At 42.9% G+C, this 22,652-nt stretch carries 19 protein-coding genes; 4 read left to right on the plus strand and 15 right to left on the minus strand.

The genetic code is table 11. The features are described from left to right. Positions 1-220: 220 nt before the first annotated feature. Positions 221-1,546 carry a CDP-diacylglycerol--serine O-phosphatidyltransferase gene (gene pssA / locus BB427_RS18780; RefSeq protein ID WP_069022488.1) on the plus strand — a complete coding sequence of 442 codons (1,326 nt, stop codon included), beginning with the start codon at positions 221-223 and terminating at the stop codon, positions 1,544-1,546. A 51-nt stretch (positions 1,547-1,597) separates the two neighbouring features. Here pssA and asnB read toward each other — a convergent pair whose 3' ends face one another. From asnB to BB427_RS18820, 8 genes are all read right to left on the minus strand, one after another. Beyond that, on the minus strand, positions 1,598-3,268 hold the full coding sequence (gene asnB, locus BB427_RS18785; protein ID WP_069022489.1) for an asparagine synthase B: 1,671 nt from the start codon (positions 3,266-3,268) through the stop codon (positions 1,598-1,600). A gap of 188 nt (positions 3,269-3,456) precedes the next feature. After that, positions 3,457-4,119: a pyroglutamyl-peptidase I gene (gene pcp / locus BB427_RS18790; RefSeq protein WP_069022491.1), complete on the minus strand. Its 663-nt coding sequence runs from the start codon at positions 4,117-4,119 to the stop codon at positions 3,457-3,459. Beyond that, a complete protein-coding gene (locus BB427_RS18795) occupies positions 4,119-5,129 on the minus strand; it encodes a DUF979 domain-containing protein (protein ID WP_069022493.1) in 1,011 nt (336 codons plus the stop codon). Before BB427_RS18795 ends, pcp begins: the two co-directional genes overlap by 1 nt. After that, a complete protein-coding gene (locus BB427_RS18800; RefSeq protein ID WP_010372454.1) occupies positions 5,126-5,884 on the minus strand; it encodes a DUF969 domain-containing protein in 759 nt (252 codons plus the stop codon). The genes BB427_RS18795 and BB427_RS18800 overlap by 4 nt, the downstream gene beginning before the upstream one ends. Next, the gene (locus BB427_RS18805) at positions 5,877-6,815 is read right to left on the minus strand and encodes a biotin-dependent carboxyltransferase family protein (RefSeq protein WP_069022495.1); all 939 of its coding nucleotides are present in this window, start codon (positions 6,813-6,815) and stop codon (positions 5,877-5,879) included. The genes BB427_RS18800 and BB427_RS18805 overlap by 8 nt, the downstream gene beginning before the upstream one ends. Beyond that, the gene (gene pxpB / locus BB427_RS18810; RefSeq protein ID WP_069022497.1) at positions 6,809-7,459 is read right to left on the minus strand and encodes a 5-oxoprolinase subunit PxpB; all 651 of its coding nucleotides are present in this window, start codon (positions 7,457-7,459) and stop codon (positions 6,809-6,811) included. The genes BB427_RS18805 and pxpB overlap by 7 nt, the downstream gene beginning before the upstream one ends. 142 nt (positions 7,460-7,601) lie before the next feature. Continuing rightward, on the minus strand, positions 7,602-9,116 hold the full coding sequence (locus tag BB427_RS18815) for a leucyl aminopeptidase (RefSeq protein ID WP_069022499.1): 1,515 nt from the start codon (positions 9,114-9,116) through the stop codon (positions 7,602-7,604). Between the two features lie 86 nt (positions 9,117-9,202). Then, a complete protein-coding gene (locus BB427_RS18820) occupies positions 9,203-10,513 on the minus strand; it encodes an MFS transporter (protein ID WP_069022501.1) in 1,311 nt (436 codons plus the stop codon). 219 nt (positions 10,514-10,732) lie between these two features. On the opposite strand from BB427_RS18820, the gene msrA reads away from it, so the two are divergent. Together msrA and BB427_RS18830 are read left to right on the plus strand one after the other, a co-directional pair. Beyond that, positions 10,733-11,986, plus strand: coding sequence for a peptide-methionine (S)-S-oxide reductase MsrA (gene msrA, locus BB427_RS18825; RefSeq protein WP_039497723.1), 1,254 nt, complete (start codon positions 10,733-10,735; stop codon positions 11,984-11,986). Between the two features lie 261 nt (positions 11,987-12,247). Then, positions 12,248-13,204 carry an MBL fold metallo-hydrolase gene (locus BB427_RS18830; RefSeq protein ID WP_069022503.1) on the plus strand — a complete coding sequence of 319 codons (957 nt, stop codon included), beginning with the start codon at positions 12,248-12,250 and terminating at the stop codon, positions 13,202-13,204. A gap of 305 nt (positions 13,205-13,509) precedes the next feature. Here the strand turns inward: BB427_RS18830 and BB427_RS18835 are convergent, their stop codons facing one another. Then, positions 13,510-14,118, minus strand: coding sequence for a hypothetical protein (locus BB427_RS18835; RefSeq protein ID WP_069022504.1), 609 nt, complete (start codon positions 14,116-14,118; stop codon positions 13,510-13,512). 161 nt (positions 14,119-14,279) lie between these two features. Here BB427_RS18835 and BB427_RS18840 point away from each other — a divergent pair, with 161 nt between their 5' ends. Beyond that, positions 14,280-15,584, plus strand: a complete 1,305-nt coding sequence (locus BB427_RS18840; RefSeq protein WP_069022505.1) for a hemolysin family protein — start codon at positions 14,280-14,282, stop codon at positions 15,582-15,584. Here BB427_RS18840 and BB427_RS18845 read toward each other — a convergent pair. From BB427_RS18845 to BB427_RS18870, 6 genes are all read right to left on the minus strand, one after another. Beyond that, positions 15,579-16,370 (minus strand): thioesterase II family protein, encoded by a 792-nt coding sequence (locus tag BB427_RS18845; RefSeq protein WP_069022506.1) that lies wholly within the window; start codon positions 16,368-16,370, stop codon positions 15,579-15,581. The two genes, BB427_RS18840 and BB427_RS18845, sit on opposite strands and share 6 nt — an antisense overlap. Next, positions 16,367-17,740 carry an MATE family efflux transporter gene (locus tag BB427_RS18850; RefSeq protein WP_254663666.1) on the minus strand — a complete coding sequence of 458 codons (1,374 nt, stop codon included), beginning with the start codon at positions 17,738-17,740 and terminating at the stop codon, positions 16,367-16,369. Before BB427_RS18850 ends, BB427_RS18845 begins: the two co-directional genes overlap by 4 nt. 4 nt (positions 17,741-17,744) lie before the next feature. Beyond that, positions 17,745-18,701: a sterol desaturase family protein gene (locus BB427_RS18855; RefSeq protein ID WP_069022510.1), complete on the minus strand. Its 957-nt coding sequence runs from the start codon at positions 18,699-18,701 to the stop codon at positions 17,745-17,747. Then, entirely contained in the window at positions 18,694-20,358 is a 1,665-nt protein-coding gene (locus tag BB427_RS18860) for a phytoene desaturase family protein (protein ID WP_069022512.1), read from the minus strand. Before BB427_RS18860 ends, BB427_RS18855 begins: the two co-directional genes overlap by 8 nt. Before the next feature lie 70 nt (positions 20,359-20,428). Continuing rightward, complete coding sequence (fldB, locus tag BB427_RS18865) at positions 20,429-20,965, minus strand: flavodoxin FldB (protein WP_069022514.1); 537 nt, start codon at positions 20,963-20,965, stop codon at positions 20,429-20,431. A 24-nt stretch (positions 20,966-20,989) separates the two neighbouring features. Next, on the minus strand, positions 20,990-22,645 hold the full coding sequence (locus tag BB427_RS18870; protein WP_069022516.1) for a phytoene desaturase family protein: 1,656 nt from the start codon (positions 22,643-22,645) through the stop codon (positions 20,990-20,992). Between the last annotated feature and the right edge of the window lie 7 nt (positions 22,646-22,652).

A 22,652-nucleotide genomic window follows, 5' to 3' on the forward strand; every position in this document is an offset into this window, starting at 1 on the left:
AATAGGGAAGTAAATAAAAAACCGTAATCCGATTTGGTATAAATTGGCAAGTTGTCAAAAAATTTGTACTGTTTTGTTTTAAATCGACTACAGATTGAGCAATCTTGTTCAGTACTTACAAAAAACAGCAGTATTTCATGACCTCAGGTTTTTTTTTTGATATGTTTTAGAGAATTTTGTTTTGCTATCAAGAGTTGATAGCCTAATTGAAAAGGTACATATGGCATTTTGGCAGAATACCCCAGGCTTTGGGTTAAGTGCACAAGATTGTGAGGTGTTAACTGATGCTAAGCAATATCATCAGACGCTTTTACAACTGATCTCACAGGCAAAAACGCGTATTTATATCACCGCACTTTATCTTCAAGATGATGAGGCGGGTCGTGAGATATTGCACGCATTGCACGAGGCTGCACAGCAAAATCCAGACTTAACGGTAAAAGTGTTGGTTGATTTTCACCGTGCGCAACGCGGCCTCATTGGTGCTGAAAAGTCAGAAGGCAATGCCAAGCTATATTGTGATTTAAAAGAGCAGCTGGGCACTCAAGTCGAAGTGTATGGTGTGCCGGTAAAAGCAAAAGAGCTTTTTGGCGTGTTGCATTTAAAAGGCTTTGTTATTGACGACATCCTGCTTTATAGCGGCGCTAGTTTAAATAATGTCTACTTGCATCATGATGAAAAATACCGCCTAGATCGCTATTTTGTGATTAAACAAGCACAGCTCGCAGATAGCTTTTGCCACTTTACCGATCAAGTGCTGATAGCGTCCGACGCAGTACCTAGACTCGACATCCGTCCACTACCTACTTTACTCGACATTCGTACTGAGCAAAAACAGCTGATGAAACAGTTGAAAAAGGCCAGTTATGATATTTCAAAGGCGAACAGTCGGGAAGGTCTAACGGTTCGTCCATTTTTAGGTTTTGGTCGTAGAACTAATAAGCTAAACCGTCTTATTAAGGCGCTTTTCGATACCACAGAACAAGAGTTAGTACTTTACACTCCTTACTTCAATTTTCCAGCTCCTCTACTTCGCTCGCTACGTCGTTTACTGAAAACAGGTAAAAAGGTAACAATAGTGGTGGGGGATAAAACGGCAAATGATTTCTATATCAGTCCAGAGCAGCCATTTAGCCGAATTGGTGCGCTTCCTTATTTGTACGAAACCATTTTGTATAAATTTATCAAGTCGCAACGCCGCTTCATCACTGCCGGATTGCTGGATGTGTATCTGTGGCAAGATGGCAACAACTCGTTTCACTTGAAGGGAGTGAGCAAAGATGGCGATACGCATTTAATGAGTGGTCATAACCTCAACCCAAGGGCATGGGGGTTAGATATTGAAAATGGCATTCTAATAGAAGATCCCGACAAAGCGTTGTTGCCGCAAATTGAGTTAGAAAAGCAAGAGATCTTAAAACATTGCCGTCGCATTGAAAGCCACGATGATCTCGAGACACTAACGGATTATCCAGCACCTGTGAAAAAGCTCCTTGGCCAGGCTAAGCGTGTGAAAGTCGACTTTATTATCAAGCGTTTTATTTAACGCAAGAACTGATAATTTTAAAAAAGGGACGAGCGTCCCTTTTTTACTTTCTTATTTTTGATTATATGCTTCGTTGTGTGAGCTTGCTGCGCGACCTGATGGATCGGCATTGCGCTGGAAAGACTCGTCCCAAGCAAGCGCTTCAGGTGTTGAACACGCCACAGATTTGCCGTGAGGAACACACTTAGCTGCCGCTTCTCCTGGAAAATGCGACTCAAAAATGGTGCGATAATAATAGGCTTCTTTGCTATCCGGTGTATTGATTGGATAGCGGTAATGGGCGTTTTCAAGATCCGAGTCGCTCACTTGCTGATTGACATATTCTTTCAGTGAATCGATCCAGCTATAGCCTACGCCATCAGAAAACTGTTCTTTTTGGCGCCATAATACGTCATCGGGTAAATAGCCATCAAACGCCTCACGGATAATATGTTTTTCGATACGACCATCTTTACACATTTTATAGTCTGGGTTAGTACGCATAGCTATATCGACAAATTCCTTATCTAAGAAAGGAACACGTGCTTCAACCCCCCAAGCTGCCATTGACTTATTTGCACGTAAGCAATCAAACATATGAAGTTTCGAGACCTTTCGGTTTAGCTCATTGTGAAACTCCTCAGCGTTTGGTGCTTTGTGGAAATACAAATAGCCGCCAAATAGTTCATCGGCCCCTTCACCCGATAGCACCATTTTAATGCCCATTGCTTTAATGTAGCGTGCCATAAGGTACATTGGAGTAGAAGCGCGAATGGTTGTGACATCGTAGGTCTCTAGGTGATAGACCACTTCTTTAAGGGCATCGATCCCTTGTTGTACGGTAAAGTGAATGGGATGATGAACTGTGCCGATTTTATCCGCTACTTTTTGTGCTGCAGCGAGATCGGGTGAACCTTCCAAGCCAATGGAAAATGAGTGAAGTTTTGGCCACCAAGCATCGGAAGCATCATCATCTTCGATACGCTTTGCAGCAAACTTTTGTGTGATAGCGGAAATTACAGAAGAATCTAAACCACCAGACAGCAACACGCCATACGGCACATCGCACATCAATTGGCGTTTTACTGCGGCTTCTAGCCCATTTTTAACCGCTTCGGGGCTGGCCTCATTGTCCTTTACTGCACTAAATGCTTGCCAGTCGCGTTGGTAATACTCTCTTGGACCACCTTCTTTTGAATACCAATAATGGCCAGGAGGAAACTCTTCAATTTGTGTACAAATAGGTGTGAGCGCCTTCATTTCGCTGGCGACATAGAGGTTACCGCTTTGATCACGGCCAGTGTAAAGTGGAATGATACCGATATGATCACGACCAATTAAAAAGGCATCTTCTGTTTCATCGTACAAACAAAATGCAAAAATTCCATTGAGATCATCTAAAAACTCAGGGCCTTTTTGCTTGTATAGCGCCAAGATCACTTCGCAGTCTGACTCTGTTTGAAATTCAAATGGAACGGTCAGTGTTTTTGCAAGCTCTTTATGATTATAAATTTCACCATTTACCGCCAAAATATGTGTTTTTTCAGGGTTAAATAATGGTTGTGCGCCGCTAGAAACGCCAACAATCGCCAAACGCTCATGAACTAGGATGGCTTTTTCACTTGAATATACTCCTGACCAGTCGGGGCCACGGTGTCTTAATTTTTTTGACATTTCGATCGCTTGCTCACGAAGTGCAAGGGGATCGGTCTTGATGTCAAGTACGCCGAAAATTGAACACATATTTCCTCATTCCTATTGATGTGTTGATAATATCAACAAATTATTATTGCTCACGGAAGCATAGCTACCATGAGATAGTTTAAGTTCTACCAAAAATAATTTGATAAGTCACACAATGAAATAGAGAAAATGTGAATTTTTTGTGATGTGCAATGGTGCAATTCTGCACCATTTTGGGGCATTGCTTATTAGTGTGTCGTTCCTGCGACAAGCTTAATATCTTGCTTTTGTGTAATGGCACTGGTTAATAGGATTTTTATTCCTTTAACTAGGGTGTCAATGTCCATACTGGGTGCACCAGGGTGGTGCGCCGCTTGGGAAGGCAAGTATGGAATATGCACAAAGCCACCAAGGCACGCTAAGTCATGTGTACTAAGATAGTGCAGTAATCCATACATCACATGGTTGCACACGTAAGTGCCCGCAGTATTAGAAATACTTGCAGGAACTCCCGCTTGAAGCGCACTACTTAGCATACTTTTTATTGGTAAAGAGGCAAAGTAAGCATCGGGTCCGTGTGTAATGACTGGTGTATCTATCGGCTGGTTTCCTGCGTTGTCGGCTATTCTGGCATCGTTAACGTTAATCGCGATACGTTCGATGGAGATATCACAGCGTCCACCAGCCTGGCCTAAACAGATCACGATGCTTGGGTGATACTTATCTATCGCTTGTGTTAAAGACTCAATACTTTTGTCAAATTCACAAGGTAACTCTTTTGTGTGGATCAGGTGACCTTCAATGGTTTCACCTTCTAATAGCTGAGCTAATTGCCATGAAGGGTTGATGGACTCACCACCAAATGGGGTGAACCCAGTAACGAGGACACAAGGTTTACTGTAACTGGACATTAAAAAACGACTCCGTACATAAGAAAAATATTAATCACCAATAACGTTATAGCGGTTGGTATTTGCACTTTAATGACTTGGTATTTATCTTTTAAATCTAACAGTGCCGCTGGCACGATGTTGAAATTAGCGGCCATTGGTGTCATCAGTGTTCCACAATAACCCGAATACATGCCAATTGCGACGAGCGGCGCAGGATCAGCGCCATGCCCCTGGATCAAAAATGGCAGCGCAATACCCGCCGTCATTACTGGAAATGCGGCAAATGCATTGCCCATTATCATGGTAAAGAGTGCCATGCCCACACAGTACAGTACAACGAGCATAAAACGGTTATCTGGCGAAATAAATAATGTCACTAAGTCTTGGATTGCAGTGCCTGTGTTAGCGACGATAAATACGCCGCCAAGCATTGCAAGCATCTGTGGCAATATCGCTGCCCAGCCTATTGAGTCGACCAAGCGACGAGACTCAGAAAGTGCTTGTAGTGGACTGCCATTGGTTATTTTCCAGCTCACCAGCAATGCGATGGTGCAAGCGAGTGTCAGTGCTGAAAGCGTCACGTGATCCTGATCGAATAGATAAAAGTCGCCGAGCTGGATCTCACTTAAGATGATGGTACAGATCACGGTAACTATTGGAATAAGTACAGCAGGAACAAACAATTTATTACCAAACCGATTTGCATCTTCTGTTTTGGCTCGTTCGCACGGCATTTCGTAATTTCCCATGGAAACCATATTCATACCTGCAAGCAGTGCGATGATCACCACGTTGATGCCAATCCATAAATATGTATTTCGCTCACCAATCAATGCGATAGAAGCATCGCCAAAGATAAAAACAGTGCCAAATAAAAACCAAAATAGTGCCGTAGTGAAACGCTTGGGATGGGCCTTATCTTGTAGCGTTTTTACCACCAGAAACATCACGATAAAACCAATCAATAAATAGATGTTGTCAATTGAAAGTAGGCTAGATTGCGCGTCAGAAGTGTTCATTAAGCTCATAATGACTCCTCCTTAAGCGCTGAATTTGTGTTGCTAGGTGTTTGCTCTTCTTCGCTTTGTTGCTGCTGACAGCGCGCAATTTCTGCCCGGATTTTTGCTTCAAATCGCGCTAAACGAAAGAGATGAACAATGAGCGCGGCAATTGCAGTTGGTATTGCCCAAAGTCCGATATGTAGCGGTTCAATCCCGGCAATGCCGTTTTCTTTTAGAAATGCATCCATCAGTAGTACAGCACCAAAGGCGATAAAAATATCCTCGCCAAAGAACACGGCAATGTTATCGCAGGCGGCAGCATGTGCGCCTATCATGTCTTTTACATCTTGTGGCAGGTCGCCGTATTGGTTTGCCGCAGCGCCGATCGCCATCGGAGCAAGCAGTGGTCTAACGGTTTGCGCTTGGCCCGCTAAATTGATTAACCCCAGCGCAGCGGAGCACTCACGGACCACAAAATACATACTTAAAATTCGAGAAGTGGTCGCCCCTTTTATGCCCGCAACCCAAGCTTTAGCGCGTTGCTGTAAACCGTAACGCTCTAAAATTGCAATCACGGGTAAGATAAGTAAAAAGCTCGCAAGCTGGCGAGAGTTCATAAACTTTTCGCCAAAGGTGGCAATTAAGTCGACAAAGTCTATCCCAACGGCAAAACCAGTAACTAGACCTGCCGAGGTGACAACCAATAAGGGATTAAACCTCAGAGCAAAGCCAATAACAATCACGGCAATGCCCGAAAGGGGAAGGAGATTTAGCTCAGTCATTTTGTTGTTCTTTATTTTTAAGCGCTAACCTTAGCTGATTGAGATGCGCTTGTACTCGGTGAGATTCCTTTGCTGCATCTATAAGGGATGTTGATTTTAAATGGATACAATCACCCGCGCCCAATTGGCTCAAGTGGCGCATATCGGCTTGAATGATGGTACCAATAATTGGATAACCGCCTGTGGTTTGGCAGTCATTCAATAGGATAATGGGCTCGCCACTGGGGGGCAGCTGAATAACGCCTGGGTGGACAGCTTGGGTTGCAATATTATGTGCATGTATTAGGCTGCTATGGCCACTTAGGCGAATGCCCATGCGATTACTGCTGGGATTTACTTTCCAAATGGTGTCGTTTAATACACTTAGTGTCTGTTTGGAAATTAACTCGAGATGCGGGCCTGGGATAAAGTGAATGAGCTTTTCATAACTGGGCTGTAGACCACCAACGGCGCCTTTGGCAGTGCTCGGCGTGTAGCTTAGCTTGTCCCCTTGTTTAAGAGCTCGGCCGCATATTCCCCCAAAGCTTGCCATGAGATCGGTTGAATAACTCCCAAGCAGCTTGTCTATGTTGGTAAATCCACCTTCGACCACCAAATAAGCGCGTAAACCATCGCGATTTTGTTTAAATGTCAGCTGATCTCCAGCTTTAGCGCTGTAGCGCCAGCAAGGGTATATCGCTTCATCGTTTAAAACGGCATTGAGATCTGCCCCCGCGATAACAAAGTTAGTGGGGGCGTGGAAGTGAAACTCGCATAAGCCAATGGTCACTTCAATAGCTGCACTATCGTCGTCATTTGACAAGAGTGTATTTGCAAGTTTAAGCGCAACAGGGTCGATGACACCTGCTTGACTTACTCCTAAGTGGCGAAGTCCTTGGCGGCCAATGTCTTGAATAGTTGAAAGTGGCCCAGGTTTAATAACTTCTAGCATGATTTCTCCACAAAACGCACGATATCTCCCGGTTGCAGCAAGCTTGCTGACGCAGAATTTGGGTCAAATAGCGTAGTATTGGTTTGTCCAAGTAAATGCCAGCCACCGGGAGATTGGCTTGGGTAAATTGCACTGTAGCTGTCTGCGATGGCAATGCTGCCTTTGGGGACTTTGGTAATTGGTGTGGATTTTCTGGGTAATTGAAGCGCAGCTGGTAACCCTGACAAGTAAGCAAAACCGGGTAAGAAGCCAATAAATTGTACTTGATAATCAACGCTTGAGTGCAGCTCGATAAGCTGTTTTGGTGTCAGTTGTAATTCGTCCGCTATGCGTTCAAAATCCTGTCCGAATTCTTTGCCATAAAACACCTCAATATGATGGTGTGTTGGCTTTACCTCTGCTACTTCTAGGTCTTGCCAATGTGCTTGGATTTTGTGTTGCCACGCATCGGCTTTACGGGGGTCTTTTAGATAGGCAGTAACGGAAGACTTGGCAGGCACCACATCAATAAAATCACCGCTACTATCAAGCCATTTCTTGAGGGCGAACAATCGTTGATTAATTGGACTTTTGCTATCAGGCAAACATGTTGCATTTACAACAATTGCTTGCTCACCTAATAGATAACAACTCACATCGGACATAGACAATAACAGTTGGTTGCTTTGGTAAACGTTATATTTCTTATAACACACCTCGCAATTGAAACGAAGTTATTGCTATCAGTTGCCGTTTTGTTGCAGTTACAAAAAAGCCGTGTTTAAACACGGCTTAAAATCTGAGTATTTATTTAGCAGTTAATAGCCATTGACTTAGAAGGCGAACGCCATAGCCTGTACCACCAGTTGGTACTTCGTCTTTGGCTGAGCTTGAAAGTGCGTTACCGGCAATATCGATATGAACCCAACGGGTGTCACCTGCAAATTGTTGCAGGAAAGTCGCAGCAGTTGTTGCACCTGGACCACCTGAACCTACGTTTTGGAAATCGGCGATGTCAGATTTTAGTTTGTCCTTATAACCAAGCGGTAGACGCCATACGTTTTCGTTCACAACTTTACCTGCGTTGGTAAATTCTGTAATTAAGCTATCATCTTCAGAGAAAATTGCTGAATATTCGTTACCAACAGCACCAATTTTAGAGCCAGTTAATGTAGCGACATCAATCATGATCTCAGGGCTGTAATGTTTACGTGCATACCACATTGCATCAGACAGCACCAAACGACCCTCAGCATCTGTGTTGACAACTTCTACGCTAATACCTTCTGCAGTACGTAGCACATCACCCGGCGCAATTGCATACTGAGACACCATATTTGCTGCCATCCCCATCACAGCGACCACGTTTACGTCTGCTTTGCTTAGCGCCATTGCTTTTACTGTACCAAGCACGGCAGCCGCGCCCGCCATGTCAGATTTCATGCGTGCAATCGAAGCACCGGTTTTGATGCTATAACCACCAGAATCAAACGTAATACCTTTACCGATCAGAGCAATCGGTGTCTCGCTGTTGCCTTTATAGTGTGCTACAACTAAACGAGAGCCGTGCTCACTACCACGGCCAACGCCCTCAAGTGCGCCCATGCCAAGCTCTTTAAGTTCAGCTGGTGCTAATACTTTTACTTCAACGCCATATTGTTCAAGTTCCTTTGCTGCTTTTGCAAAGTCAACCGGGGTCATTTCTGTTGCGACTTCAGAGGTTAAGTCTCGCGCTAAAAATACGCCAGCTTGAATGTGTTGTAGTGCTTTATACTGGGCCTGTGTTGCTTGCTTATCTGCAACGTCGAAGTGGTAGCTTACGTTAAAAGTGTTTGGCTCTTTTTTGTATACTTCGAAGGTGTGGTCACGAAGGTTTGCACCGTGTGCAAATTGTGCTGCTAGTTCTGCATTTGAGAGCGCTCCCTCAACGTTTTCGAAAGCAACTGCAACACTCTCCAGCTTTTTACCTTCAAATTTAGCGTGTAAGTTACCGCCAAGTTTGGTCATTTTGCTCGCATTGAGTGCGCCTGTTTCACCTAAACCAACAATGAAGATACGCTTATAATCAGAGTCTACTGGCGCTAATACTTCAACTGTTTTGCCATACGTCCCTTTAAAGTCTTCCGCAGCAATCGCACGTTGTAATTGTTTGCGAGTGTCTTTATCAAGGAACTTTAGGTTACTTTGGCTTTCACCAGCTTGAAAAATTACCAGTGCATCAGCGTCTGCAAGCTTGGTATTGAACTCAAAGTCAGCGGCATTTGCAGAAGTCATACTGGCAACCGCCAGCGCTAAAGCAGAAAAACGCGTAGTCAATGACATAATCTTATCCTCAGATAACTAAAATTGCGGCGTTTTTACCTTAATCAGAGAAATTTAGACACAATTTGTCGGTGAAGTAACAGGTTTTACCGTTCAGTGACATTAGGTAAGCGGCTTGTCAGCATAATGCCTAATATCGTGATCATAATGTAGAGTGCAAGTAACACTGTAATTGAAAATGCCGAGGCAATGACACCAAGTGCACTTGTTAATAAAAGTACAATACCGATAATTGTGTTACTGAGCGTGACGTAACTGGTGCGTTTGTTTCCTTCAGCCATATCGACCACATAGGTTTTGCGGCCCACGCGCACACCTTGATGGGCGATAGCAATAACAAAATAGCAAAGTGGAATGAACCAGATGCTTTCAAGCAGTGAAGAATAAAATAAAGAAGTTGCCAGTAGTATTGCAGTGATGGCAACGGTGATTGTAGCGCCATACATCATCACGCGTTTACTTGATTGGTCGGCAAGACGACCCCAAAAAGCCCCACTGACTAAACTGGCAAGCCCAGACACCGCTATCAAAGCTGCCAGCACCCATGCTCCGTTGCCGATATTCTGCTGCGCCAGCACGGTGAAATAGGGCGGAATAAGCGCGGAACTTAACAAAAACCCACGCGCAAAAATAAATTTTTTCAGTGTTGGGTCTGTTTTTAACAGCGCGAAATCTTGCTTTATTTTATCTAATCCGTTTTCACCGCCTTCGGTGGCGCCTCCATATTCTTTGATTTGTGAGAACGTTATTGCACCAATCAACCAAAAGGTTGCAGCTAGTACCAGTGTGATCACAAAGTTGACGTTGTTTACTTGAGTGGCTGCGATAAAAAGCCCAACACCAAATGTAACAGTTATAAGTCCACTGACAGAGGCGGCTTGGCCGCTAAGCTGGCCGCGCTTTTGTTTAGGGATAGTTTTACCTATGACATCTTTTGACGACACGGAACTTAAGCTGCGGGCGATGCTAAAAATCGCCAGTAATCCAAGTACCAACCAAGCGTATAATTGATTTTCAGTTTGTTGCCATGCAAGTAGCGCCATAAGCAGTACACAAATAGCTTGAGTGAGTGCGCCGAGAGACCAAAGGTGCTTTCGTTTAGCATGCTTACGCACCCATTGACCAATAAACAATTGTGGGATCAGTGAACCAGACTCGCGAATGGGGACTAGAGCCGATATCAAATAAGCAGGAGCACCGAGTGATTGCATCAGCCAAGGTAGCGTGATCTTTGGGTTGAGTAGGGCATCTCCCAATTTACTAAATAGTTGACTCAATAAAATAAGCACGTAGTTACCGGGAACTTCTTTACACGCCTTATCATCAATTGCCTTACAGGCACGCGCTTCGTCATCATTGGTTAGCTTTTGATAGAGATTCTCACTTATTTTACTCACACCTATTCCTTTATTTTGCAGTTTTGCAGACAGCACTACTTCACTATCATGAACGACTTTAGATGAAATGATAATTAACCTTAGACGGTCTCATTTAATACGCAGTAAATCATATTAAGTTCAATAAGTATGAAGTGATAATCATACTTATTTGTGACGTACAGCATTGAGAGGGTAGTGATGAGAACATTACAGGTAGCCGCATCGATAGGATTTATCATGATGTTAGGTGTAGGCGTATCGGCGCTCGCGGGGACAGATATGCCCAAGCCTAAAGTTGATGGTGCAAGTAACCATATTAAAACGTTAGTGTTGGGCTCCGGTTGTTTCTGGGGTCCCGAAAAACGCTACGAGAAAATGACGGGCGTGATAGATGCTGAGTCTGGCTATGCCGACGGTAAAGGGTTTAAGCCAAGTTATAGAGAAATTATTAAATCGAGCCGACGCTTTGATGAAGACAACTATGCGGAAGTGGTAAAGGTAACTTACAACGCAAATCTTATCACTACCGATGCGCTGCTAAAGTACTACTTTGAAAGTCATGATCCAACCCAAAAAAACCGTCAGGGTAATGACGTTGGAACGCAGTATCGCTCGATCATTCTATACACAGATGAGCAGCAAAGTGACAAGGCCCACACATTAAAAGCGCAGTATCAACATTTATTATCTGAGCAAGGCTATGGCGACATTCAAACCAAGATCAAGCCACTTAGAAAATTCTATCCAGCGGAAGAGTATCATCAAAACTACTTAACCAAGAACCCTAAGGGATACTGCCCAGATCACAGCACGGGAGTGACCTTTGAAAAGGTGGCGAAAGATAAAGCTGATAACACTATGCTAGCCCAAGGTAAGCATATTGTGATTGTTGATGCTAAAAGCTATTGCCCTTATTGTGAAAAGCTAAAAAAAGAGGTGTTAAACGACTATCAAGGTGATATCCCACTTCATTTTCGCTATGCAGATCAACTCGAGGGGCTAATGATAAAAACCGCGACTTGGGCGACGCCAACGATCTTATTTATTGAAAATGGTGTTGAGTCCCTTGGCTTTCAAGGTTTTATGGCGAGAGAAGAGTTTTATAAGGCACTCGGTGCTTTTAAGCTGGGTCGTTCAGAAGCTTTTGACATTGCCTTTCAAAAAGGCACAGAAAGACCATTTTGCAAGCAGTATGATATCTTTAAAAACACACCAGATGGCGTATTTATCGATAAATTAAGCGGCAAGATTCTTTTTGACACCCGAGATAGATTTAACTCCGGCACTGGGTGGCTGTCGTTTACTCACCCAGTAAAAGACAGCGTGACCTATCACAAAGATTTAAGCCACGGAATGGTAAGAACCGAAATACGCTCAAAAAGCAGCGGTATTCATTTAGGCCATGTATTTAAAAATGAAGGGCCAAAGGGTCAAGACCGCTATTGTATCAATGCCCAAGTACTTGAGTTTAAAGCGAGAGAGGCGCTTTAGGTATTACGCCTAAAGTCACTTTTTGCTAAGGAGGCAGACATAAACCAAAGTCGAAGTTACTTTTGTGTATTAAGAGAGCGTGTTCACTTGTTAACTTTTCAAAGTGGTACTTTGGTTGCTTCCTCCTAAAATTTGATCTGCCGTTCATGTGGCCATTTATACTAATTTGGTTCTAGACTAATATGGTAACAGGTTGATTTTTATTCAATACCCAGTTAGTTTCGTCAATATCTAACTTCAAAATACGCAAAAGGAATTCTTATGCACCGTATACATATTCTGTGTCTAATTTGTTTGCTGTGGCTCATTACGGTACGGGTAGCGGCTGCCAATGAAACTCCTCACCAAGTCAAAGCACTCAAAATCACTACGCTGTCGACCATGCTTGCGGATCGTGGCATTGGCGAGTGGGGATATGCAGCACTAGTTGAAGTGGACGGCCGAAAAATTCTTTTTGATACTGGTAACCGACCGCAAACGGTGCTGCAAAATGCGCGAGACTTGCGGATCGATTTGTCTGATGTAGAAGATGTAATTTTAAGCCATAATCATGGCGACCACACCGGTGGACTAGAAACGTTAAGGACCGAGCTGAGTAAAAAGAATGCAAAAGCAATGTCTCGCGTTCATGTTGGTCACGGTATTTTCGTAAAACGTGCAGGTAGAGAAAACCGCATGCACACGATGAAGCTCGCGCTTGAAAAACAAGATGTGATTTTCAAACAATACAGTGAGGCGCAAGAAATTTACCCAGGTGTTTGGTTAACAGGCAATGTTGAGCGCATTCACCCCGAACATAATTGGAGTGGAAATAGCAAAATTGAAGGTAAGCACGGGCATATAGAAGATAACATTCCAGAAGATATGTCACTGGTGATAAATACCAAAGATGGCTTTGTATTAATAGCCGGTTGTGGGCACGCGGGTATCATCAACACGATGGAACACATAGTAAAAACGATCCACCCCGCAGATATTACGACGGCGATAGGCGGATTCCATTTAATGAATGCGGATGATAAACACTTGGCATGGACAGCAGGTAAATTACAGCAGTTTGGCTTAAAGAATATGATGGGTGCACATTGTACTGGTATTAACTCGCTATACGTGCTGCGTGAATTGATGAAGTCAAACCGTAAGCAAATGGTGGTGGGCTCTGTGGGGGACAGCTTTACTTTAAGTGAGGGCGTAAAGGCTGGCTATATCGCCCGTTGAGCCATTTGGATTTATTCCGCTATTTTGGCTTTTTCAGCTATTGGCGTTGGTGACTTTGGTTATCACTTTCGTTAAACATAGGAAAGTTAAGCGAATTTAGTCCAATCAGTAATGTAATCACTGACATTGCGGGATTACACCGACAGAGATAGATGAGCTTGACCTGAATTATTATCATGGAAATATCTTTCAGAGTGGTTTTTTATCGCACTACATTTTTGTACTTTGTCAAAGATATTGATGATTTAGTTAGGGTATTCAGCGAAAAGATAATGTGAAGGCTGAATTTAGCCTTCGTAAAGTGTTTAGTGTAGGCACCTTTTTTCACCCATGCATAATATTGCAATGACAGGGACTGCTAATAAGAAAATAGCGCCTTCTGCGATATCTCTTAGTGGTGTCGTAATCGCTGCTGATGCCTTTTCTGAAAAACTTTGTGCAACGCTAAAGTGGATTACGAGTGGGTGCTCAAATTGTTTGAAGTGAGCAAAGTTCAGGTCCCGATTATCATATCTATCACCAACAAGTTTGACAGAAACACGACCAGACTTAAAACCATAGTCTTGGGCTTTTGCTTCTATCTCGTTCGGTGTATTAGGACTTAATAGAATATCAACCTTTCCTTCTACGCTTCGCATTGAACTGATGTGAAAGTCATTTCTCTCAAGAGAGATAAATGCCAAAAGCGGGCTATCGAGTAGCTTGGCTAAGGTGGGATCAGTCCGCAGTATGTAATGATGCTCTTTTCCAACAAAGATGAGATGTTTACCGTCTTCAGTTTTTAAAAAGGTCGAGATTTCATCTTGATAAGACGTGGTTTTAGTGATCTCATGATAGGTTGAACATGCCGTTGAAAAGCAGAACAATATCATTGTGAGTAGGGCTAATTTGAGGGGGTGTATCAGTTTTGTCATTTTCCTTCCTTGACGTACTTTTTTATTCGTCGCGAACAGTACGATAATCGGTACGAGATTGGCAACAAAAATTTAATTATTTGACGCGAATTACATTGCTAAAGTCATAAAATAGGCGTATACATCGCGTCGAATTCTCGCTTTCTTTTTTAGGTGTATCTGTGGACTTTTTTTGGGTGTTGTTACTCATTAGCTTGAGTGCAGTTTTCGCGCTGTGTGAAATATCATTGGCAGCGGCACGCAAAGTTAAATTACAAACCTTATTTGATCTTGGTGACGTTAGAGCCAAGAAAGTATTGTATTTGCAGGCCAATGCGCATCAGTTTTTTGCTGCGGTACAGGTGGTACTCAATGCTTTGGCGATTGTCGCGGGTATGATAGGCGAGTCGGTGTTTACCCCTTATGTATTGCAACTACTAAACTGGGTTGCAAGTTTTATGTTTGCCGATGTTGCGGCACATGCCTCGATGTTATTGCAAATATCCACTGTGGTGTCGTTTTTACTGATCACATCGTTATTTGTATTGTTTGCTGATCTATTGCCAAAACGAATAGCCATGGTTATCCCTGAAACTATCGCGATGCGATTTATCCATCTAATGCTCGCCAGTGTATGGATTTTTAAGCCTATTATCTGGCTATTTAACGTGTTCGCTGATTGGATAATAAAGCTATTCAATTTACCAAATGAACGTGACGAACAGGTAACCCGTGATGATATTTATGCGGTGGTTGATCAAAGTGCTGAGCAGGGGGAGCTGTGCGAGCATGAGTACAATATCATTGGCAATGTGCTCGACCTTAACCAGACTAATATTACCCAAGCGATGATCAATCGCGATGCAATCGTGTGGTTAGACATTCAAGAATCAGAAGAAAACCTGAGCACGTTAATTCAAGCGCACAGTTTTCAACAATATTTGCTGTGTGACGGCTCGCTCGACAAAGTGATAGCTGCACCTGAAGCCAAACAACTGCTTAGTAATATTTTGGCTAAAAAGCCGTTACTGGATGGTCAACAACAAGAATTCCATAAGCCGGTCATTTTACTAGATACACTAAGTCTTTCTGACGCGCTAGATGGGCTGAAAAGTCATGAAAGCAACTGTGCGGTGGTGATCAATGAATTCTCAACAGTGGTTGGGATGGTAACGTTATCCAGCATCTTGAATTTAATTGCACTGAAAGACGACCAAGCAATAGAAGCCCAATTTCGGCAAAAGGATAACACCCGATGGCTAGTGCAGGGTGATATGTCGATTAAGGACTTTCAAGCTTCGGTGATTGAGTATGAGTTTGAACCGATTGAAGCCATAGAAACCTTAGCCGGTTTTGTGATCCACAGGCTAAAGCATTTTCCTGTCGAAGGAGAGGCGTTAGAAGTTGATGGCTTTAAGTTTAAAGTAATAGAAATTCAAGGATTGGCCATTAGGCAAATTGAAGTAACCAAAGAGCCCCAACTATAAGGGGCTCAGTGTTTCTAACACCGCGTTGATTTCTTTTAGCACCAAAGCCGAGGAATTCAGCATAAAAAAGTGCCGACCAGGTATCGCTTTAGGCGTGATACCTTGTTTAAAGCAACTTTCCCAATGGTGCATATCCGTCCCTGTTGCTGCTTTATCCCGAGTACCATATAACACGGTTGCAGGCACGTCGAGTTTACAAGCCGAGTCGTATTGATAGGTCTCTCCCAGCTTAAAGTCCGCTTTTAACGTTGGCAGCATCAGTTGTTGCAGTTCGATATCATTGAGCAAAGCCGGTGGTAAACCGCCCATTAAATTTACCGCCGCAATGAACTTCTTATCGTCAAGAGTATGGTAGGGGGATTTTCTTATCGCATATTGTGGCGCCTTCCTTGCTGCAATAAACAGGTGTTTAACGATATTGCAGCTGCTATGTTGAAGTGCTAGGGCAAGCTCATACGCAATATAAGCGCCATTGCTATGACCGTAAAAAACGCTGGGTAATGGCATTGCTTCGCTCAAAATAGATGCTATTGCTGCGACCAAGGTATGAATATTATCAATGGCAGCTTCATGATTTCGCTCCTTTCTCCCGGGTGCTTGGAGAGCATATAAAGCGACATCTTCAGGCAGTTTTCCTGCCCAGTTTTGGTAAACAGCTGCATCTGCGCCAGCAAAAGGAAAGCAAATGAGTTGTTTGCGAATGGTGTTAGGCTTATTGAGTAAGGAAAACCATTTGGAAGTAGAAAGCTGGTGGTTTATGCGCTCTTCTATTTTATGGGTAATCACGATACCTCCTTCACGGAGTAATCGGTAGCACTTATTTTGCTAGCAATGAGCCCTAAATGATTTCTAGCTAAATACAAGCTTAAAGCTGCTTGAATAAGCACAGTTATCACAGACAGATGCCATAGTAACTCTACGGAAACTCGTTGTGTAAGTACGAGCCAGATAACAGGTAAAACAAAAGTGAATAGTCTGGAAGCATTGCTTATAAGAGAGGGGAAAGTATTACCTGTAGCCTGAAATATTCCCGAACAACTATAAACGATACCAGTGGCGATGAAGTTAAATGCAACAATCTCCAAAAAGTACTGCGTTTGATCGATGACATTTGCATCATTTGAGAAAGGAGTGGCAAGCAGGGAGCCGCAGCTTATTGCGATAACAGACATGAGCAACATAATGATTGAAACACAGCACATTACCCAAAAAAAAGCATATTTAAATCGTGCTAAGTTATTTGCACCGAAGTTTTGCCCTGCAACCGCTGGAAGCGAAAAGACAATAGCCATCATGGGTAGAGAAAGTCCTTGAATTATCTTTGAACCGATACTGAGTGCTGCTTGGACATCCGTTGTGAGATCTTTGATTGCCCAAAACGTCAGCGAAATGTAGCAAAAGGTTAGCGTTAACTCGAGCCCAACGGGTCCGCCGATAACGAGTAGTTTTTTGATGGTGGAATGATCAATTTTCCATGCTTTTAGATCTATTCTTAGATAACCATCTGCTTTTCTGAAATATAAAAGGGTAACGACAATAGCTAATATCATGGAAATTGAACTTGCAAGTCCAGCCCCCGAGATCCCCATGGAAGGGATGAAACCCCAACCAGTTATAAGTAAAGGGGATAGCAAGATATTGAGAAGGAGAGATCCGAGCTGAGCAAACATCATAGGTTTAACTATTCCTATACCTCGCATCGCTGCTCCCAAAGTAATAAATAAAAATTGCATTGCGAGACAAGGAATAAACCATTTAGTGTAAACCATAGCCGCTTCTCGAACTGCCAAGTCTGTAGTGGTATGTTGAAGGTAAAATTGGATTACAAATAGCCCAAAAGATAGCACCACCAATCCTAATATGCAGGACAACAAAATCGCTTGATTGAAGATTGAGTTTGATTCAGCTTGGTTTTTCTTGCCCACGGAGTTCGCAATTAACGTAGCGGTTCCAACGTTTAAAATCTGGCTAATCGCAAAAATAAAAAAGAGTACATTGCCAACTAAGCTGAGTGCCGTCGTTTCTGCATCACCTAGCTGAGATACAAAATAGAGGTCGGTAAACATATAAAATGTATGGACAAGCATACCGATAGCCAGTGGCAAGGCCATTGATATGATATGTTTTGGAATTGAGCCTTGAGTTAATTCTTTCACACTATCATCCAATATCATGGGTTGTTGATGGCACTTTTTTCGGCCTATTTGCCGTGCGTTTATCAATATTGCTGTAATTTGGACGTTTGCCTTTTGAACTTATAAACCACTTAAAAGGGTGCAAAATACCAAGTCCAATGGCTGAAGGGGCAGGGAACAAATGTGGTTTAGTAACACCAATTTCCTGAGGTGAGCGCTCGGGGTGGTACTGGAAACTGTTAAAAGCTTTATCCCAAATGCTTAGTTCAGAGCCGTAGTTTCCAGCTTCTTGTAAGTTGGTGCTGTGGTGAAACCGGTGCAACTCGGGGGTTGCAATAAGATGATTTAGCCATCCCATTTTGACATTGATATTGGCGTGTATGAAGTACCCTTGCATTACCGTAAATTGACCGGCAATAAATACGCTTTCGGCAGAAAAGCCTAAGAGTAGAAAGATAAGTTGAATAGTAACTGCGCTTATAATTACTTCAAATAGATGTACAACAACATTATTACTTGTTGTGACCTTGTTCGGAGTATGGTGAATACCATGAAAGCTCCACAAAGATAGGTACTTGTGTTGCAATCTATGAAGCCAATATCCCGTAAATGAACTAACGAGAATTGCTAGTAACACATTTTGTGACAGTGTTAGTGCATTTTCCTGAGGTGCCAAATAAATGGAGATGGTGCGAATGATGCCCGCGCCAATCGCGCCATAAATCATCACTAAAATGAAATAACGTCCATCTCTTTGCCATTCCTTTTTGCTTGGATGCCAGCTATGTCGAAAAGGATTTATTCTTTCCATCACAACGAAGTAAAAAATAACGAATAAAACGGTGAAAAAAGTAGTGATACCAAGTTCAAGTTTTTCTGTAATCGCAAGTAAACTAATTGCACTAACTATTAAGAAAATGATTGGGTAGCAGAGTATACTCATAGCTTGAGTGACCCTATTTTTTGTCGCTAAGTTATGCATATTGCTCATTCTCTTTTGGTTGCGTTGCAGTGTTGGCATTGCTTAAAAAGGGCGTAACTCGAAACCTTTTGCTATCTTGTAGACAAAGATACTGGGCTATATGTCTGCCGCTAGCCACGGCCTGAGCTACACCATTTGATGTTCCCCAGTGACCGGAAAAATAGAAATTATCTAAGTGAGGTAAAGTGGGCCCATGTCTGTTGATGTATTTTTCAAACTCTTCAGAGTAAGGAGAGAATGGGTCCCAACCTAATACTGTGCCATTGTAGTTTTTAGTATATCGTTCACAAGTAAGCGGTGTGACAACATCTATAAACTCAACGTTGTTCTCTAATTCCTCAAAGTGCTGAGAAAGAAATTGTAGTATCTTGGAGCCAACGTCTTTCTTGGCGACTTTATATTCTACAGAGCGTCTTCGACGGGTGTGGCTATTTCGTCCAATACTGATATGTTCGGATTGAACACTGTTTGCGTTTAAATTTTGCCATGGTTGACTGTCAGTAAGGTAAGTAATGTAGAGCACTGACTTACCTTCAGGAGCCTGCTTTGGTAATAGAGTGCTTCTAACTTGTACAGCTATTCCGCCGTGGTTAATACCTATCAACTCTGATTTCAGTTTATCGTCTATTAGATAGGTTGAATAAGGATCATGATCAGTGTAATCCTTATTAACGGCAATAAATACGGCAACTAAGCTAGGAAAAATGATGCCCTTTGGATCGTTATGCAGTTGGCTATACATTTTATCCATTACAGGGTGAGGGTAAGCACTCTTTAATAAGTGTTGTGTTGTGTTGTAACTATCGCTTGCGCTGATCACGTAATCTGCAAAGTGTTCTTGTCCGTTGCTTAGTCGTACCCCAATAGCTTTATTGTTTTCAACCAAAATTTGGTCGACTTTCGCTTTATAGTGGATTTTTCCACCTAGTTTTTCCACTCTGCTAGCCAACTTTTTAGCCAATCCTAATGAGCCGACATCCGGAACTCCTATCGTTTTATCAGCGGCATTAGCAATATTAAAAGCGAAGGGCATAACTGGAAAGTTCCCAAGTCTGTCATAAATTATCCAGTTAAGAGATTCAGCTAAAATAGGATTATTAAAGCGTTTTGAGTAGTCTTCTATACTGATAGACATTGTGTTCATCAATGTTTTCATGTAGGGAAGCAACTTCCACATCATTTTAGCTTTTTCCCACCATGTCATGAGTCCAGTATTTTTTAGAAATGGAAAGTGGGGACTACAACCAGCTAGTTTTCTAATATAGCCGCAAAACTCTTTAATATGCTTGGTATCTTCAGGAAATTGTTCGATTAAACTTAACTCGAGCTTATCGGGATCTGCGTGGAAAGTAACTTTTTGTCCGTCTGGAAAAATTACGGTGTTGAATGTTTTAATATGGTAGATTGAAACGTCATCGAGGCAACCAAGTTCATTCCAAATTAATGACATCTCATCTTTGTGACCTGTACCTTTTAACCAACTCAAGCACCAATCAAAAGTAAAGTCCTTTCGCTGCCAAGAAGTACAGCATCCTCCGGGAGTTTCATGTAGCTCAAATATTGTCGTTTCGTAACCATTCATCTGGCTGTATGCTGCGGTGCTTAGACCTGACATGCCAGCTCCGATAATAATGACTGATTTTGTATTTTTTGACATTGTTATTCCTTGTCATATTCGGCGCGCATGTTATACAGCTAAGCATCGCCGAATAGTTATCTTGACGGCCTTAAGCTGTTTCGCAGGCAAGCTCTTGAAGCACGACGGCAATCTCTTGGCACCAGTCGTTGATGCGCTGCTCGGTGAGTTCTGGTTGGTTATCATCATCAAGCGACAAGCCGAGAAACTCACTACCGTCTTCATTTAGCCCTTTCGACTTGGTGAAGTGGTAACCTGAATTTGGCCAGTAACCAATTGCTGTGGCGCCTTGTTCGGTTAGTTTATCGTGTAAGATGCCGATACCGTCTTGAAACCACTCGTCATAACCAACTTGATCGCCCTGACCGAAGATAGCCACGATTTTTCCGCTGAAATCCTGTTGTGCTAGGCTTTCCCAACGTGATTCCCAATCATCCTGTAAACCACCGTATTCCCACGTTGAAATACCAAAAATCAAAAATTCATAGTTCTCGGTTAAGGTTAATTCGGTGTCTGCTATATCAAAGAGGTCGATGGTAAACTGGTTTAGGTTTGCTTTTATTAATTCTGCTGCGGCTTCAGTGTTACCTGTTGTGCTGCCATAAAATAGGCCAATACGAGTACTCATAATATCTCCTTTTAATTCTCTTGGTTAAGCAACATGCTGCTTTTGTTCGCTATAAGATTGAGGTTGGTGTAGTGGGTTTTCACCGATCCAAGCCTGAAACGGCTTGTCATCATCACGGCATACAAAGTGCAGAACATGTCTGCCTGTAGCTGCAGCGCGGATCAACCCGCCGGTTGTCACCCAGTGACCAGCCATATAAAAGTTGCTAAGGCCTGGCAGTCCCGTTGTCCCGTTGGCATTTATTTCGTCTTCTAAACTTTCACCACTTTCTAAAAATGGCTGCCACGCCAATACCGTTCCTTTGCTGTTGCGGGTATAGCGAACTTGGGTCAAAGGGGTCGCGATGTCGATATATTCGATATGCTCTTTTAGTCCCTCAAAATGAGTGGAGAGCTTATCGATTATAAATTCACCTAAGGTCTTTTTAGCGAGGCGATATTGAACGCTACGCTTGACCCTAGTGTGATGGCGTTTAGTCGCCGTTGTTTCTTGGAAATTATTTAATTCAGCCCATGGCTCATAAGTTGAGAAGTAAGTGATATAAAGCACGGATTTGCCTTCTGGGGCGATATGCGGGTAGTGCACATTGCGCACCTGCACATTGATCCCCGGGTGCGTCATACCAGGGCAGTGGACCAGATCTTGTTGGTCTAACAAGTGGGTGCGGCAATGAGGTTGATGGGTATAGTCCTTGTTTACCCCCAAAAATACAGAGACGTATCCAGGGAACATTTGACCATCGGTCTCCCTTAACTCGTCGTATAGCTTGTCTAACACAGGGCTGGAATACTGGCCATCGAGCATGTTTTTTACCACATCCGTACCGTCACATGCTGAGATCACGATATCGGCATACATTTTTTGGCCGTCGCTGAGCTCGACACCGATGGCTTTGTTGTCTTCGACCAAGATCTTGTGTACTCGGGTGTTGTATATGATGTCACCCCCCAACTTTTTATATCTTGCTTCCATCGATTGTGCGAGACCTAACGAGCCACCTTCGGGTACACCTGCATTTTTTTTCGCCGCGCAGGCCAAATTAAAGTAGAAAGGTAGCAGTGGGAAACTGGGATGTTGCTCATAAAAGATAACGTTAAATGCTTTTTGCAGCAGCGGATGTGAAAACTTAGCAGCAAAGTCCGACATCAATGTCGCCATGGATTTGCGGATTAAATTGAATTTTTTGATAAATGGCCACATCATCTTTAGCTTTTGCCAGCGTGACATAATGCCCACTGGCACTAGAAAGGGATAAGCGTCTATCATTTTGACGAATTCGCGAATACCATCGCAAAATTGTGTGATGAGCTTTTTGTCTGCGGGAGAAATACTTAAGAGGTGGGCTTCGAGTTTATCTGGATCTGCGTAGAAATGTACTTCTCCTAATTCTTCATCAATAACTGAATTGAAGATTTCAAAGTCTCTAATTTCTTTATCATCCAGCGCACCTAACTCTTGCCAGATTTGATTCATGCCGTTGCCTGTTCCACTACCCAGTAGCCAGCTAATACACCAATCAAAAATATAATCTCTGCGTTCCCACGATGTGCAGCAGCCGCCTGGAATATCGTGCAGTTCTAAGATCACGCTCTTGTAGCCGTTCATTTGTGCATAGCTACCGGTTGAGAGTCCACCCATGCCGGCACCTATGATGATCATAGATTGTCTTTGTGTGGTCATAATTCTG

The organism is Pseudoalteromonas sp. BMB (assembly GCF_001709235.1).
GTDB lineage: Bacteria > Pseudomonadota > Gammaproteobacteria > Enterobacterales > Alteromonadaceae > Pseudoalteromonas > Pseudoalteromonas maricaloris.

Excerpts from the sequence above, each read along its gene's own strand:
- asnB (WP_069022489.1), bottom strand. The coding sequence starts at position 3,268 with ATGTGTTCAATTTTCGGCGTACTTGACATCAAGACCGATCCCCTTGCA.
- msrA (WP_039497723.1), top strand. The coding sequence starts at position 10,733 with ATGATGTTAGGTGTAGGCGTATCGGCGCTCGCGGGGACAGATATGCCC.
- BB427_RS18815 (WP_069022499.1), bottom strand. The coding sequence starts at position 9,116 with ATGTCATTGACTACGCGTTTTTCTGCTTTAGCGCTGGCGGTTGCCAGT.
- BB427_RS18800 (WP_010372454.1), bottom strand. The coding sequence starts at position 5,884 with ATGACTGAGCTAAATCTCCTTCCCCTTTCGGGCATTGCCGTGATTGTT.
- BB427_RS18860 (WP_069022512.1), bottom strand. The coding sequence starts at position 20,358 with ATGTCAAAAAATACAAAATCAGTCATTATTATCGGAGCTGGCATGTCA.
- BB427_RS18805 (WP_069022495.1), bottom strand. The coding sequence starts at position 6,815 with ATGCTAGAAGTTATTAAACCTGGGCCACTTTCAACTATTCAAGACATT.
- BB427_RS18830 (WP_069022503.1), top strand. The coding sequence starts at position 12,248 with ATGCACCGTATACATATTCTGTGTCTAATTTGTTTGCTGTGGCTCATT.
- fldB (WP_069022514.1), bottom strand. The coding sequence starts at position 20,965 with ATGAGTACTCGTATTGGCCTATTTTATGGCAGCACAACAGGTAACACT.
- BB427_RS18870 (WP_069022516.1), bottom strand. The coding sequence starts at position 22,645 with ATGACCACACAAAGACAATCTATGATCATCATAGGTGCCGGCATGGGT.
- pssA (WP_069022488.1), top strand. The coding sequence starts at position 221 with ATGGCATTTTGGCAGAATACCCCAGGCTTTGGGTTAAGTGCACAAGAT.
- BB427_RS18835 (WP_069022504.1), bottom strand. The coding sequence starts at position 14,118 with ATGACAAAACTGATACACCCCCTCAAATTAGCCCTACTCACAATGATA.
- BB427_RS18855 (WP_069022510.1), bottom strand. The coding sequence starts at position 18,701 with ATGCATAACTTAGCGACAAAAAATAGGGTCACTCAAGCTATGAGTATA.
- BB427_RS18795 (WP_069022493.1), bottom strand. The coding sequence starts at position 5,129 with ATGAGCTTAATGAACACTTCTGACGCGCAATCTAGCCTACTTTCAATT.
- pxpB (WP_069022497.1), bottom strand. The coding sequence starts at position 7,459 with ATGTCCGATGTGAGTTGTTATCTATTAGGTGAGCAAGCAATTGTTGTA.
- pcp (WP_069022491.1), bottom strand. The coding sequence starts at position 4,119 with ATGTCCAGTTACAGTAAACCTTGTGTCCTCGTTACTGGGTTCACCCCA.